We start from the raw sequence: 13,769 nt of genomic DNA, 5'->3' as shown, positions 1-13,769 counted from the left end.
TGTAAAAACCCATCATGATTGATTTTGCTTTGAATAACGCCTGGTTGATTCCACTATTGCCCGCGTTGGCTTTTGCTCTGATTGTTTTTGTAACGAAACCATCGCAGAAGCTAAGCGCTTTCATATCTATTCTGGGCATCCTTGTGTCGTTTGTACTGTCGGTTGCTATCGGGATAGGCGTGTTTCAACGTGGCGAATTACTCATAGAACATCCCTTAAAAGTCGTTGTTACCTGGTTCAGTATGCATGGACTGGCGATCGACGTAGGAACACAGATCGATCCAACCTCGGCCATGATGCTTTTCGTGGTGACGCTGGTCGCATCTTTAGTTCAGATTTACTCTCTTGGCTATATGTACGGAGATCCTGGGTTTTCCCGTTTTTATTCCTATCTTTCGCTCTTTGCCGCCTCGATGCTGGGGCTGGTCATTGCACCGAATCTTCTGCAAATGTTTGTATTCTGGGAACTTGTTGGCCTATGTTCGTATCTGCTGATTGGTTTCTGGTACGAAAGAAATTCAGCGCGTGAAGCAGCGAAAAAAGCGTTTATCACCTGCCGGGCAGGGGACTTCGGCCTGCTGCTGGGCATTATTTTGCTTCAAGTGAACTTCGGAACCCTTGATCTGCAGGAACTCGCTGAAATGATCCCGAATTTCGCGCAGTACACCACGCTCTCAGTCGGCGCGCTGACCGCAATTGCGATCGTGCTATTCCTCGGACCTATGGCCAAATCCGGTCAGTTCCCGTTTCATGTTTGGCTTCCCGACGCCATGGAAGGCCCTACACCAGTCAGCGCTTTGATCCATGCAGCAACCATGGTTGTCGCAGGGGTTTATTTGGTAGGTAGAACATTAACCCTGTTCATTACGCTTCCCACGGCGATGGTTTTTGTGGCGATTATCGGCGGCTTTACCGCAATCTTTGCAGCCTCTATTGCCTTAACGCAGACCGAGATGAAAAAGATCCTGGCTTACTCAACGGTTTCCCAGCTCGGCTACATGATGCTGGCCCTTGGAGCAGGAAGCCTTACCGCCAGTATGTTTCATTTGTTTACCCACGCTTTCTTCAAAGCGCTGCTCTTCTTGTGTGCAGGCGCTGTGCTTCATGCAATGCACAACGAAGCCAGCATTGCGAAATATGGCGGTTTAAAAAAATACATGCCGGTTACTTACTGGACCATGCTGGTTGGCTGCCTGGCCATTTCTGGTATCTTTCCGTTTGCCGGCTTCTTCAGTAAGGACCTGATCCTGGAAGTCACCTATGCTGCTTCATCATTATCGGGACATGCTGCCGGTCCGTTCCAGGGCGTCTACACGGTCCTGTTTATTCTGGCAGCGTTGACGGCCCTACTGACGGCATTTTATATGTTCAGGATGTTCTTCATCTGCTTCCATGGCGAACTCAGAAGCCACGAGGCCCATCCGCATGAAGCACCGAAGACCATGACGATCCCGCTCATCATTCTTGCCGTATTTTCTCTGGTCGGCGGCTGGGTAGGCTGGCCTGGACTCGGCGAAGGACAGGCTTTCGGGTATTTTGTCCGACTGGGTCATTTCCACGAGGTAGAAGCCAACTGGTTTCTGATCATTCTGTCAACAGTGCTTGCCCTGATTGGCATTGGAACGGCTGCGCTGTTCTATCTGAAGAAGGCATTCTCAGCCGAAGCCGTAGCCCAAAAGATCCCGTTCCTGTACAAGCTTTCGCTTAATAAATACTATATTGATGAGTTTTACCTCTGGGTTATCCATCACATCATCGATGGATTTGGACGGATTTTGTGGTGGGTCGATGTGGTTATCGTCGACGGCATCGTCAACGGCTTGGCGCGCCTTACCCGTGATTCGGGTGATGCCGCCCGCAAAGTCAATACCGGAAACCTTCAACACTATGCGATGGTCTTCTTTGTCGGTGTGATTGTTTTGATCATGATTTTAACGACTGCAGACTTAAGTCAACTGAATATCGGGCTGCTGGGAGGTGTCAAGTAATGAATTTTCCTGTCTTAACAACCATTTTACTGGCACCGATCATCGGTGCGCTGATCAATGTCTTTATTCCGAAAGAAAAATCCGGTGCGATTAAAGCCGTTGCCGGTATCACGACATTCATTCCCCTGGCTCTGTCCATCTTTGTGTATTACATCTACTACACACAGAACCTGGCTGTTGGCGGATTTGCGTTTACGGAAGACATTCCGTTCGTTACGGATTTAGGTGTTGTCTACTCACTCGGGGTCGATGGCTTGAGCCTGCCCCTTCTGCTCTTGACTAACGTCATTGGTTTTTCGGCCGTGTTTTCCCGTTCCTGGAGCGTTGAGAAAAGAGCCAAAGAATTCTATATCCTGCTTTTGATCCTGATTGCCGGGGTTATGGGAACCTTCATTGCCAGAGACCTGTTCATCTTTTTCCTGTTCTACGAGGTGGTGGTCATTCCGATTTACATCATGGTTATCATCTGGGGAAGCGGCAGCAAAACGAAAGATGTCACCAAAGAGTACGCCGGTATGAAGCTGACCATTTATCTGCTCATTGGAAGTGCTTTTTTGCTGGCTGGACTGATCTGGATGTATGTGCTGGCCGGCAACATGCTCGGTACGCCAACCTTTGATATTGAAAAGCTCGCCACACTGAACTTCTCCAGAAACCTTCAGATTGCGATCTTCGGCTTGATGGCGCTGGGCTTCACATCCCTGATCTCCATGTTCCCGTTCCACTCCTGGTCACCGGACGGATATGCCGGTGCACCGACTGCTGTTTCCATGATCCATGCCGGTGTTTTGAAAAAGATCGGAGGCTACGGTCTTATCCGGATTGGCATCTTCATTTTCCCGCTCGGTGCAAAATTCTGGGCACCGCTGATTGCTATCCTGGCTGTCTGCAACGTGCTGTACGCGGCGTTTATCAGCCTGGCCCAAAAAGACATGAAATATGTTGTCGGATATTCCAGTGTGAGCCATATGGGCTTTGTGCTGATCGGTATTGCCTCGCTTAACGTGATTGGTTTGAACGGCGCGGTGGCGAACATGTTTGCGCATGGCGTTATGGCAGCCCTATTCTTTTCGATCGTCGGTTATATCTACGCTGAAACGAAAACCAGATATATTCCTGATCTCGGTGGTCTGGCTCATCAGATGCCCCGCATGGCTGGTGTTTTCCTGGTCGCAACGATGGCTTCGGCCGGACTGCCGGGCTTGATCACGTTCGTTCCTGAGTTCACCGTGTTTATGGGCGCTTTTAGCGAACCTGCCATCAGGATTCCTGCGATTCTGGCCTTGACGGGAATTATTATCGGAGCCGTCTATGTCCTCAGAATGGCAGCCAATGTACTATTTGGACCACGCAAGACAGAATGGGACGGAAAAATAGACATCAAAGGTTCCTATATGATTCCGATCATTGTTTTGGTCGCATTCACCGTAATCTTCGGTTTGTTCCCATCGTTATTGATGGATATGGTCAATTCAGGAATAGAGCCTATTGCTGAAAAACTGGTCGAGGCCAGTTCCCAGATAGGAGGTACGCTGTAATGAATATTAACGTGTCTTTATTTACCACTGAAATTGCAACTGCACTCCTTGGACTGGTGGTCCTGGCTGTCGGCTTGTTCCTGACCAAAGAAAAACGGCATAGGCTTGGTTACGTCATTGCCGTGGGGCTTGCTGTGATCTTCGTATACAGCTTCGGAAGCTACGGACAGAATACCAGTGTGATGGACGGTATGTTTATCATCGATGATTTTGCCGTATTCTTTAAACAGCTCTTTATGGTAGCCGCCATTCTGGTCATCCTGACCTCGACCGTTTATGTCAAAAAAATGGGCGGTAACTATGAGTTCTACGTCATTACGCTCGTTGCTGCGCTGGGCATGATGGTGCTGGCTTCCGCCGGAGATCTGCTGACGCTTTATGTAGCCTTGGAAACCATGACGATTTCGTTTTATATCCTGGCAGGCTACAAGACCGATCTCAAGTCCTCTGAAGCCGGGATTAAATATCTGGTTCTCGGTGCCGTTTCCTCTGGGATTCTGCTGTATGGCTTAAGTCTGGTCTATGGCATGACCGGTACCTTTGTGATCCGTGATATTGCTGAAAGCATAAGGCAGATGGACGGACTGTCACCGGCGATCCTTGTCGGAATCATTTTCCTGCTGTCGGGACTTGGCTTTAAAGTATCACTGGTGCCTTTCCATATGTGGTCACCTGATGTCTACGAAGGTGCCCCGACGCCTGTCACCACTTTCCTGGCTACCGGTTCAAAAGCGGCTTCGTTTGCAGCTCTGGCCCGCATTCTGATTGAAGCGCTGCCTGGCTACAGCGAACAATGGACGTATATCCTGGCGATTATGGCTGCGATGACGATGGTCATCGGAAATATTGCTGCCATTCCGCAGACCAATATAAAGAGAATGCTTGCGTACTCAAGTATTGCGCAGGCCGGCTATATTATCACGGGAATAATCGCTATGAGTTCCGCTGGGATCAAAGCGGTTGCGTTTTATTCGATGGTTTATGTCCTCGCAACGATCGGAGCCTTTGCGGTTGTCATTACGTTCTCTCAAAATACAGGCAGTGAAGAGATCAAAGACTTTGGCGGTCTGGCCCAGCGTTCACCGTTTATGGCCGCCGTGCTGACGGTATGCCTCCTGTCGATGGCAGGGATACCGCCTCTCGCCGGTTTTGTCGGCAAGCTTTATTTGTTCTCCTCGATCGTCAACCAGGGCTATTTATGGCTTGTCATTCTCGGTCTGGTCATGAGCATGGTTTCCGTCTATTACTATTTGCTCGTGGTTAAAGCCATGTATATGAACGATCCTGTATCCAGCACGCCGATCAAGGTTCCGGTCGGAACTAATGTTACCCTGCTGCTGATTCTGGTTCTCACGCTGGTTCTCGGTGTCTATGCCGAACCACTGTCAGTGCTGGCGAATATGGCAGGAAATGCGATTTTTCCTTTCTAGATGTAAGTTAAGCAAAATTTTTTCAGATAATCGAGAGACGTCTCAGTCATATATGAGACGTCTTTTGTCATCTTAGAGTTGATAATTTTTTGGAGCAAGGCTGTAAAATCACGGAATCTGTGATATATTATCTCTACCTGAATAACGTGTTATTTCGGCATAATTTAACTATTTATTGATAATCAGCAAAGGAGAATTATAGGTGATATTCATCTTGGATAATTATGATTCATTCACATACAATCTGTACCAGTATTTTGGAGATCTCGGGGAGGAAGTACTTGTTCGGCGTCCTGAAGAGTGCACGATTGCCTGGATCCAGAAGCTGGGACCGGAGCTTATTGTGATTTCTCCGGGTCCCTGCTCACCGAATGAAGCGGTCTTTGCGCTGGAAGTCATTCGGCATTTCCAGGGGAAAATTCCGTTGCTGGGCATTTGTCTTGGACATCAGACGATCGGGCAGGTTTTTGAGGCTGAAGTTGTCCGGGCCAAGACGCCGGTTCACGGCAAAGTATCGCGCATCACGCATGACCGGTCCGGCGTATTCCGAGATATTGCCAGCCCGTTTACGGTAACCCGCTACCATTCTCTGGCCCTGCGCAGAAACAGTATACCTGCTGACTTTATTATTTCCGCGGAAACAGAAGACGGTCAGGTGATGGGAATCCGTCACCGCTATTTGCCGATTGAAGGAGTACAGTTCCATCCGGAGGCTATTCTTACAGAAAATGGTCATCAAATGCTGCGGAACGCAGTACAGGATGCCCGCAGGTGGCTTAGTAAACACAGTGAATTAAAGATGATTCAAGCATCAAAAGCATCAGTAATGCTACAAATAATTCAGGAACCAGGAATACCGGAATCAGTAAAGTCATTGGAAACACTAGAATTAGAGATATCAGAAACACAGGGAACGCCTGATAAAGATAAAACCAAGCAGAATATCTGGCAGGTTAGACCTTTTATTACGAATCTAAAGCCGTTCGAGATGCTTCAGGTGTTTAAAAATGCCAGAGATCCTTTCTTCTTGGACAGCGGGGACGGTTATACCGAGCTGGGGAAGTATTCTTATTTCGGGGCGGACCCTTTTATAAAGATCAGTGCTTATAAAGACCGGTATGCTATCGCAAAGAACTGTAAACATGAGGAACTGATCACTTATTCTGCTGGACAGTACAGCCTTACAACTTTGAACGACTATGTCTTGAAATATCAGGCTCCCTCCGTGGCACCTTTTCCGTTTGCCGGAGGGGCTGTCGGATACTTCAGCTACGATCTGAAAAATGAGATTGAAGAATTGCCTGTTCGGGTCAAAGATGACCTTGGGATGCCGCTCTGGCGGCTGGCCTGGTATGACGGGATTGTTGTCTACGAACATACAACGGGAACTTACAGTCTGACGGCCTGCGGCATGACGGATCAGGGCTGCTGCGACCCTTCTCTTGCGCAGGAAAGACTTGATAAACTGGAGAAACTTCTCCAGCACTATGTAGAGGAAAAATATTTGGCTAATAGTTCAGCGGAGCTCTCCTCTGCGGGAAATGAATTAGCTGTTTCAGGTATCTCCTTTGCCGAAATCCATAAAGCTGTCTCTCGGGAACAATATTACAGGGATCTCCAGCGGGTCATTGACTACATTTATGCCGGTGATATTTATCAGGCGAATCTGACCCAGATGTTCAGTGTCAGGTATGAAGGAGATCCCTGGGATTTGTATGAACAGCTTCATCACAAGAATTCTGCTCCGTTTGCTGCGTTCTTACCGTATCCCGATTTTCAGATTCTGTCATCCTCTCCGGAACGGTTTATTCAGATTACACCGGACGGAGATATTGAAACGCGTCCAATCAAGGGAACCCGGCCAAGGGGGAAAACTCCGGAGGAAGACCAGAAACTTGCAGATAAGCTGGTTAATAGTGAAAAAGACAGGGCTGAACTTACCATGATCATCGATCTCGAACGCAATGACCTTGGAAGGATCTGTGAGTTTGGATCAGTGCTTACCACAGAACTGCTGACCCTGGAAAAATATTCGACTGTTTGGCACCTCGTTGCCACAGTCGTTGGAAAACTCAAGAAATCCTTAAAACCGGAAGAACTGATCAAAGCCATTTTCCCGGGCGGCTCGATCACCGGTGCGCCCAAAATCAGAGCGATGGAAATCATCGACGAGCTTGAACCATACAATAGGGGTATTTACACCGGGAGCATCGGCTATATCGGCTTCGATGGGGCCTGGGATTTGAATATTGTGATCCGGACCATTCTGCTGAAAGAGAAAATGGCGTATCTTCATGCCGGGGGAGGGATTGTTGCCGATTCAATCCCCAAAAAAGAATATGAAGAAACGATCCATAAAGCGGGAAGGCTTCTGGAAGTTTTGGGGGTTAAACTTGATGGGAAATCAGAAAAGTAAAAACAGAAGCTTCGGTCAAATCGAGCCTGTCGGTATTTTTGAAACGATAAAGGTTACTGCCGACGGAATCGTCGTACCTGGATTGCATTGGGAGAGGATGAGCAAGGGCGGTAAGCTTCTTGGAATCACCATTCCCGCTTATGATGAATGGCTGAACAAGATCGAAACTTACCTAAGAGAAACTAAAATTGAGCAGTTGCCTTTTGCTTTGAGAGCAGAAATCAGGAAAGATCCGAGTCTGATTTTCGATCAAAGCCAAAATCATAATAACCAGTGGCTTTTGAGCACTAGAGCAGTTTCCTATACTCGTGAACAATATGAAGAGGGTGTCCGGGTCCTGTTTATGCCGGAGCACCGGATTGACCCTATACCGCTCAACTACATTAAATCTGCGGATTTTCTGGATACTGCCGCTGCCCTGCGCGCGGTGCAGGGCAGCGGTGCGTTTGAAGGGATCTGGTTGAACAGCAGGGGCCAGATAATTGAGGGGACTAGAAGCAATGTTTTCTTTGTAAAGAATGGGCATCTTTATACGCCTTCCCTGGAAAGCGGCTGCCTGGCCGGTATCAGAAGAAGGATCGTGATAGAAAAAGCCCTTGAGCTGACCATATCGTTCAGTGAAGGCGTTTATTATCCTGAAGACTTATTGAATGCTGATGAAGTTTTCCTTACAAATTCCCTGATGGAAGTCATGCCGGTAAGTGAACTAGAAGAAAAAGTATTTCAGCTTGATGGAACACTTGGGCGTCGGCTGCTCCTTGCCATCCATGGTATCGCAGCACTAGATCATCCATGATCGTCGCTGCTCCTTACCTATTTAAACTGAAAAGACTCGTAGTGAAAATGTCCGATACGCAGGCCGCAGGTCTTTAATTCTCTTTCCAGTTTGATCCTCATCGGTTCCGGACCGCAGAAATAGACATCAACAGTTTCAGTCTTAGGTACCGCTTCGCAAATATCTTCGGCATCCAGAAACCCTTTCGTCTGGAGATCGTGCAAATGCACGCGAATACCACTCCCGGCTGCAAGGGTTTTTATTTCATCCAAATAGGGTCCTTCGGCTTCATTGTTATAACAGTAAAACAGGTCAATGGAATATTGCGGAGGGATCGCAGACTGGTAAAAACTGCGGAATGGCGTAATGCCGATTCCGCCCGCCAGCCAGACCTGACGGTTAGATCCGGCCTTATAATCGAAGCGGCCATGGGAGGAAGTTACGGCAAAAGTATCTCCCTCCTGAACGTTTTCCAGTAAAGCAGAGGTGTGATCTCCCAAAGCCTTGATCGCAAACTGTATCTCATTCTTTCGGAAAGACTGGCTTATCGTGAACGGATGAGAAGGAAATTTCTTGCCTTCCTCGGTAAACTTGATAAAAGTAAATTGTCCTTCCTTATAGCGGATTCCTTTTTTTAAGGCTTTGCCGGTGATTTCAAGGGTATCTTTGGCGACCGTGCGGATGTTCGTTACGACATAGCGGGGCTGAAATGCCGTTCTTTCATAAAACCCTATACTGTAGATTGCCGAAGTCAGGCCGACCAGATTGACCAGATTCAGCCACAGCCCCAAGGCGCTTAAGCCTGTAACGGCATAGTCCGAACTGCCGTAATAATGAATGATTCCGATCATATAAGGAATAAAAAAGAGCTTGTGGATGTTCTTCCATTTTTCATAATTCGTTTTCCAGACGAAGAGGGCAAGCAGGATTAAGACGATAAAAAGCAGCATACTCAGATTAGCGATCCCGGAAAAAAACTCCGCCCCATTTTCCGCCCCCGGTGGCGGACCATTCAGACCATTTGGACCCGGTCCCAAATTCGCCCTGTTTTCCCCGTAATGATTGCCCTTGCCTGCATCAAGAGTAAACCGATGCACAAAGATCAAAAGAACACTTATGATACTTAAAGCTTTATGGTAAAGGTAGCTTTTGTCCAGGCCGTGGAACAGGGAGTCCAGCAGCGGATGGCGGGTTGAAATAAAATTGACCCAGGCAAAGCAAACCAGCATGAGCGAAGCAGCCATCTCGGAGTATTGTCTGACCGGGGCAACATCCTTTAATGGTTCGCTGACTGACCAAAAGATAAAGGTCAGGATCAAAGTAAGCAGAATAAACAAGGGGCCTTGACGTTCACGCATGTTTTCATCCTCCAACAGTAATAGAATAGTAAAGAAATAAAGCAATCATACTATAGTGCTGCTATAGTATGATGAGGTAATATATTCCACACAGACCTGCTTTTTTCCTTTAAATGCTGTTGGTACAGTTCATAACATCCGCATTTCTCGTCAAAATCAAGTGTTTATCAAAAAATAGTCCGGGATTATAATTTTTAATTATCTAACTCTAGCGAAAACTAGGATTATTCAGTATAATAATAGTTGTGTGAATTAAATAATTGTTTTTTGTTTTAAAACAGTGGGGATGTAGCTCAGCTGGGAGAGCGCTTGCTTCGCATGTAAGAGGTCGTGGGTTCGAATCCCATCATCTCCACCAAACATACTATAAAACAAATAATAAAATAATATGGGTTGTTCCAACCTTATTAAAAAAACAGATTGTATATAAGTGCTAATGATTATTTTTAGTTATTAGTACTTTTTGATATAAACAGGGAGTTTTAAATGGCAAAAGTAACATTGGCATTATCTATCTTTGACGGTAATTCGGAAGTTTCTTTCTTGCAAATTAGAAAGTGGTTGACAATAGTGCAGCAATTGGATTTGAGTCATAAGTAGATAAAAACTGGCCTGGTATTCATTGAACTTTTGAATTATTATAATACATTGATATGTTTATTGTTTTTAGGAGAAAAAATGAGAATTTTTTTAAGAGAGAAAGCTGACGAGGTGCTCAAGGATCAGATTGATCCGAAAACCTTGGCACTTCAATATCCTGAGTATAAAGAAACCGTATTAAAAGAATTCTCTGTTTTAAATAAAGAAAGTAATGTTGAGGAAATCGCTGCGATTATCAATACTTACAAAGCTAAAGCTCGCTTTGCGATGAATAGGATTCATAAAAGCGGTAATAATCAAAAGACATTGAATGCTTTTCTTCCGGATATCATCAAGGCTAGGATCGCAATAGATATTCTTCAACAATCCTATTTTATAGCTCAGTCCGGAAAGACCTCCGGCAAGATCCGCTTTAATTTATGGGATGGATTAATCCTTCAAAAAGTTCTATTTAAAAAGAGTTTTGAAAGAAAACCCGTTTCGCTTTTTTGGTTTAAATTATTCTGGACTTTTATTACAGACAAAAAGATATTGATGCCACTTGTCAATAATAAAGGAATTTATTGCTTTTATTCAAGAACGCTTATCAAAGAACTTTCTAATTTGGTTGGGAAAACAAAATGCCTAGAAATAGGCGCAGGTGATGGTACTTTGACAACATTTCTAAGAGAAATGGGAGTTCATTGCGATGCAACGGATGATTACAGCTGGGGGAAATATATCCAGTATCCTGATTTTGTTGAAAAACTGGAGGCCAAAGAAGCTCTTGGTAAATACAAACCTGAAACGGTCATCTGTTCATGGTCGCCTCCAGGAAATGCTTTTGAGAAAAGCATCTTTACAATGGACTTTATAAAACTCTATATTGTTATTGGTAGCAGAAATCCATTATTTACAGGTGATCATGAAGCCTATCAAAAACAGGATGCTTTTACTATGGAGTATAATCAGCGATTGTCAGCACTTGTATTACCGCAATCGGAAGACAATGCAGTATACATTTTCCGGAGAAAAACTGATTAATGGATATCTTGCTATTGACAAATAAACTTGTAATATTATAGACTATAAACAAATTTGAATAAACACGATTAATAGAGCAGGCGATACACTTTTCAAAGTGTGTGGGGCTGGGCCGGCGTAAGAGTTGGCAGCAGGATAAAATACCTGTGGGACTATAATTAAGATAGATTATGGTGCCACAGGTATTTTAATTGGAGTAGATATTTTATGAATGCATATTACTTTGGAAATATACAGAATAATAAATTGTTTTTTATTATATTACTGGTATTACTTTCTTTACTTTCAGTCTATATGCCCCATGGTGTCATTGAAACACATGAGCACCAGGATTTTAAGAGTCTGTTTAAGCAGGTAGCCAATAATCTTAGACCTTTAACAAATCTAAGAAAATTCCTCAAAAAAATAAAAACATATATATTGCGGATTAATAAAAGACTTTCGACTATTGCTGAAAAAATAAATACGCGATTTGATTTATTCAATTTACTCTTTTTTAAAGTATCAATTCTTCAATTATATTCATTTCTATACTGCTATTTTCATACAAGTAAATACAAGGAAGCTAGCTGTTAAATACTTTGAAAAGTTACCTTTGATGGGAGGTTTAAGCATACCTCTACAGTAGTGTAACTATTCTGTTTCTTTAAGTATGTCTACTATTTCGAACTTATTATGTAAAGTGAAAGACATATGACTAAAAGGAATATTCAGAAGTGTTTTTTTATTATGCAAAAACATCTAAAAAAAGAAAGGTAAAAATATGGACCTCGAAGAAATTTTATATCACATGAAGCGTAACCGGTTAGGAAAGAAAGCCGTAAAGATAGTTCTTACGGGTTGTCTGTTGCTGATCATAGTATTTATAATACTGCTGGTCATAGCAATTATTCTGGCAGTTAAATACCATACCCAGATATATGACGGCTTTATGGGGATTATTAATTTTATATTTGGTGATTCTCCGGATAATGTAATTCGAGGATTTATTCAACAGATTATTGATAGCTTTTTCAAGAACCTATTCAATGGTAACTAAGATATACTAGCTCGTAAGGAGACCATATGGAAATTATTATTCAATTTACAGAGTTTATTATCATATAGATAAATACTTGGCTGCTTCCCACAAATGATTGCTGGGTTTAAGGCAAGGAGGGGGAAAACAGAAGTTGCTTTTCCAGAGGAATAATTGGTTTCTTATCATGAATAAAGGTTAAAGTAATCTTAAGGTTTATGATTTACAATCGAAAAGTATTATCTCATAGGAGGAAATATGGCTACCACAGACAGAAAAGTTAAATATGCCTTATTATCAATTGTATCAAACACCGTTCTTATTATATTTAAGGTTATCGCAGGAATCTTAAGCGGTTCAGTCAGTATAATTTCTGAAGCGATACATTCCGGAATGGACCTTGGTGCATCCATCATAGCGTTTTTCTCTGTGAAGAAATCTTCACAGCCTGCAGACAAGGAACATCCTTACGGCCATGGAAAAATAGAGAATATATCAGGTTTAGCTGAAGGGTTATTAATATTTGTAGCTGCTGCACTGATTATCATTGAAGCTGTAAAAAAATTATTTGAACCTGTTGAAATAGAACAGGCGTTAGTCGCAATGGCAGTTATGTTTACTTCTGCGTTAGTCAATTTATTCGTATCGAAGAAGTTATATAAGGTAGCCCAGGAGGAAGAATCTATGGCACTTGAAGCGGACGCGCTTCACTTGAAAACAGATGTATATACTTCCCTGGGAGTAGGTGTTGGAATTCTACTGATTAAGCTTACGGGGCTGGCAATATTGGATCCCATTGTTGCTATCCTTGTGGCAGCGCTTATCATTAAAGAAGCATGGAAGCTATGTAAAACTGCTTTTAACTTTCTCTTGGATTCAAGGCTATCTGATGAAGAAGAAGCAGAAATTGAAAAAATCATTGGTGAGCACAGCCATCAATTCAGAGATTACCACAAGCTCAAAACAAGAAAATCAGGAAATGTTAAGCATATCGATTTTCATATTACGATTGATCCCAACCAAACCGTTGAGGAGGCACATCATATTATAGGATGTCTAAAAAAAGCTATGGGTGAAAGATTCAAGAACACCCGCGTAAACATTCATATAGACCCTTATCAAAATGAGGGAAATTAAATTGAGTTTAAGTACCCGTGATATAGGGTTCATCAAGAAATAAAATGGGAATAATCAATTATCAATAAATAAACAATGAAAGGGGAATATACTATGGGATTTTTATCAAGGTCTTCAAGCGGCAACCACTATAAGAGAGGAACACATGGAAGCGGTCATTATCAACAGAAAGGGTTATTAGGCAATTTATTAAACATCATGGGTTCGGGAAGCGGCTCAAAGGGGCATTATTACAACCAGGGAAATCACTACAATCAACCTGCCCCTGTGCAACATCAGCCCGCGGCTATGCCGCATCAGCCGATTGAGAGCCAAAACTTAACCAATTGCAGTAAATGCAATTCTCGTATTCCTGCCGGTTCAAAATTTTGTTTGCAGTGTGGAGAAAAGGTGGCTGATGCTTTATTTTGTACAAACTGTGGGGAGAAATTGCCTTCAAATGCAAAATTCTGTCTTAAATGCGGTACAAAAATGAACGGGTAGTCC

Annotated in this window: 9 protein-coding genes, 1 tRNA gene and 1 riboswitch; of the genes, 9 read left to right on the top strand and 1 reads right to left on the bottom strand. The window is 43.8% G+C overall.

Annotation, left to right across the window (positions count from 1 at the left end):
- The first annotated feature begins 14 nt into the window (after positions 1-14).
- From nuoL to DHBDCA_RS11230, 5 genes are all read left to right on the top strand, one after another.
- Entirely contained in the window at positions 15-1,988 is a 1,974-nt protein-coding gene (nuoL, locus tag DHBDCA_RS11250; protein WP_015044331.1) for an NADH-quinone oxidoreductase subunit L, read from the top strand.
- A complete protein-coding gene (locus tag DHBDCA_RS11245; RefSeq protein ID WP_015044330.1) occupies positions 1,988-3,526 on the top strand; it encodes a complex I subunit 4 family protein in 1,539 nt (512 codons plus the stop codon). Before nuoL ends, DHBDCA_RS11245 begins: the two co-directional genes overlap by 1 nt.
- Positions 3,526-4,956, top strand: a complete 1,431-nt coding sequence (locus DHBDCA_RS11240) for an NADH-quinone oxidoreductase subunit N (protein ID WP_015044329.1) — start codon at positions 3,526-3,528, stop codon at positions 4,954-4,956. Before DHBDCA_RS11245 ends, DHBDCA_RS11240 begins: the two co-directional genes overlap by 1 nt.
- A 202-nt stretch (positions 4,957-5,158) precedes the next feature.
- On the top strand, positions 5,159-7,372 hold the full coding sequence (gene pabB, locus DHBDCA_RS11235) for an aminodeoxychorismate synthase component I (RefSeq protein WP_015044328.1): 2,214 nt from the start codon (positions 5,159-5,161) through the stop codon (positions 7,370-7,372).
- Positions 7,353-8,168: an aminotransferase class IV gene (locus tag DHBDCA_RS11230; RefSeq protein ID WP_015044327.1), complete on the top strand. Its 816-nt coding sequence runs from the start codon at positions 7,353-7,355 to the stop codon at positions 8,166-8,168. Before pabB ends, DHBDCA_RS11230 begins: the two co-directional genes overlap by 20 nt.
- Before the next feature lie 17 nt (positions 8,169-8,185).
- On the opposite strand, the gene DHBDCA_RS11225 is transcribed toward DHBDCA_RS11230, so the two are convergent.
- Entirely contained in the window at positions 8,186-9,505 is a 1,320-nt protein-coding gene (locus tag DHBDCA_RS11225; protein ID WP_015044326.1) for a ferredoxin reductase family protein, read from the bottom strand.
- A gap of 282 nt (positions 9,506-9,787) precedes the next feature.
- Here DHBDCA_RS11225 and DHBDCA_RS11220 point away from each other — a divergent pair.
- From DHBDCA_RS11220 to DHBDCA_RS11195, 4 genes are all read left to right on the top strand, one after another.
- A tRNA-Ala gene (locus DHBDCA_RS11220) sits at positions 9,788-9,863 on the top strand.
- A gap of 320 nt (positions 9,864-10,183) precedes the next feature.
- Positions 10,184-11,128 carry a hypothetical protein gene (locus tag DHBDCA_RS11215; RefSeq protein ID WP_015044325.1) on the top strand — a complete coding sequence of 315 codons (945 nt, stop codon included), beginning with the start codon at positions 10,184-10,186 and terminating at the stop codon, positions 11,126-11,128.
- A gap of 62 nt (positions 11,129-11,190) precedes the next feature.
- A riboswitch (NiCo riboswitch) is annotated at positions 11,191-11,285 on the top strand.
- Positions 11,286-12,404: 1,119 nt separating this feature from the next.
- Positions 12,405-13,283: a cation diffusion facilitator family transporter gene (locus tag DHBDCA_RS11200; RefSeq protein ID WP_015044323.1), complete on the top strand. Its 879-nt coding sequence runs from the start codon at positions 12,405-12,407 to the stop codon at positions 13,281-13,283.
- 93 nt (positions 13,284-13,376) lie between these two features.
- Entirely contained in the window at positions 13,377-13,766 is a 390-nt protein-coding gene (locus DHBDCA_RS11195; protein ID WP_034378245.1) for a zinc ribbon domain-containing protein, read from the top strand.
- Positions 13,767-13,769 lie beyond the last annotated feature (3 nt).

It is taken from the genome of Dehalobacter sp. DCA (assembly GCF_000305775.1).
In the GTDB taxonomy this organism is placed as follows: domain Bacteria; phylum Bacillota; class Desulfitobacteriia; order Desulfitobacteriales; family Syntrophobotulaceae; genus Dehalobacter; species Dehalobacter alkaniphilus.
This window is presented reverse-complemented; position numbering and strand designations above follow the sequence as displayed.

What these genes read in the sequence shown, in the direction of transcription:
- nuoL (WP_015044331.1), top strand. Translation starts at nt 15, where the DNA reads ATGATTGATTTTGCTTTGAATAACGCCTGGTTGATTCCACTATTGCCC.
- DHBDCA_RS11245 (WP_015044330.1), top strand. Translation starts at nt 1,988, where the DNA reads ATGAATTTTCCTGTCTTAACAACCATTTTACTGGCACCGATCATCGGT.
- DHBDCA_RS11225 (WP_015044326.1), bottom strand. Translation starts at nt 9,505, where the DNA reads ATGCGTGAACGTCAAGGCCCCTTGTTTATTCTGCTTACTTTGATCCTG.
- DHBDCA_RS11195 (WP_034378245.1), top strand. Translation starts at nt 13,377, where the DNA reads ATGGGATTTTTATCAAGGTCTTCAAGCGGCAACCACTATAAGAGAGGA.
- DHBDCA_RS11215 (WP_015044325.1), top strand. Translation starts at nt 10,184, where the DNA reads ATGAGAATTTTTTTAAGAGAGAAAGCTGACGAGGTGCTCAAGGATCAG.
- DHBDCA_RS11200 (WP_015044323.1), top strand. Translation starts at nt 12,405, where the DNA reads ATGGCTACCACAGACAGAAAAGTTAAATATGCCTTATTATCAATTGTA.
- DHBDCA_RS11230 (WP_015044327.1), top strand. Translation starts at nt 7,353, where the DNA reads ATGGGAAATCAGAAAAGTAAAAACAGAAGCTTCGGTCAAATCGAGCCT.
- DHBDCA_RS11240 (WP_015044329.1), top strand. Translation starts at nt 3,526, where the DNA reads ATGAATATTAACGTGTCTTTATTTACCACTGAAATTGCAACTGCACTC.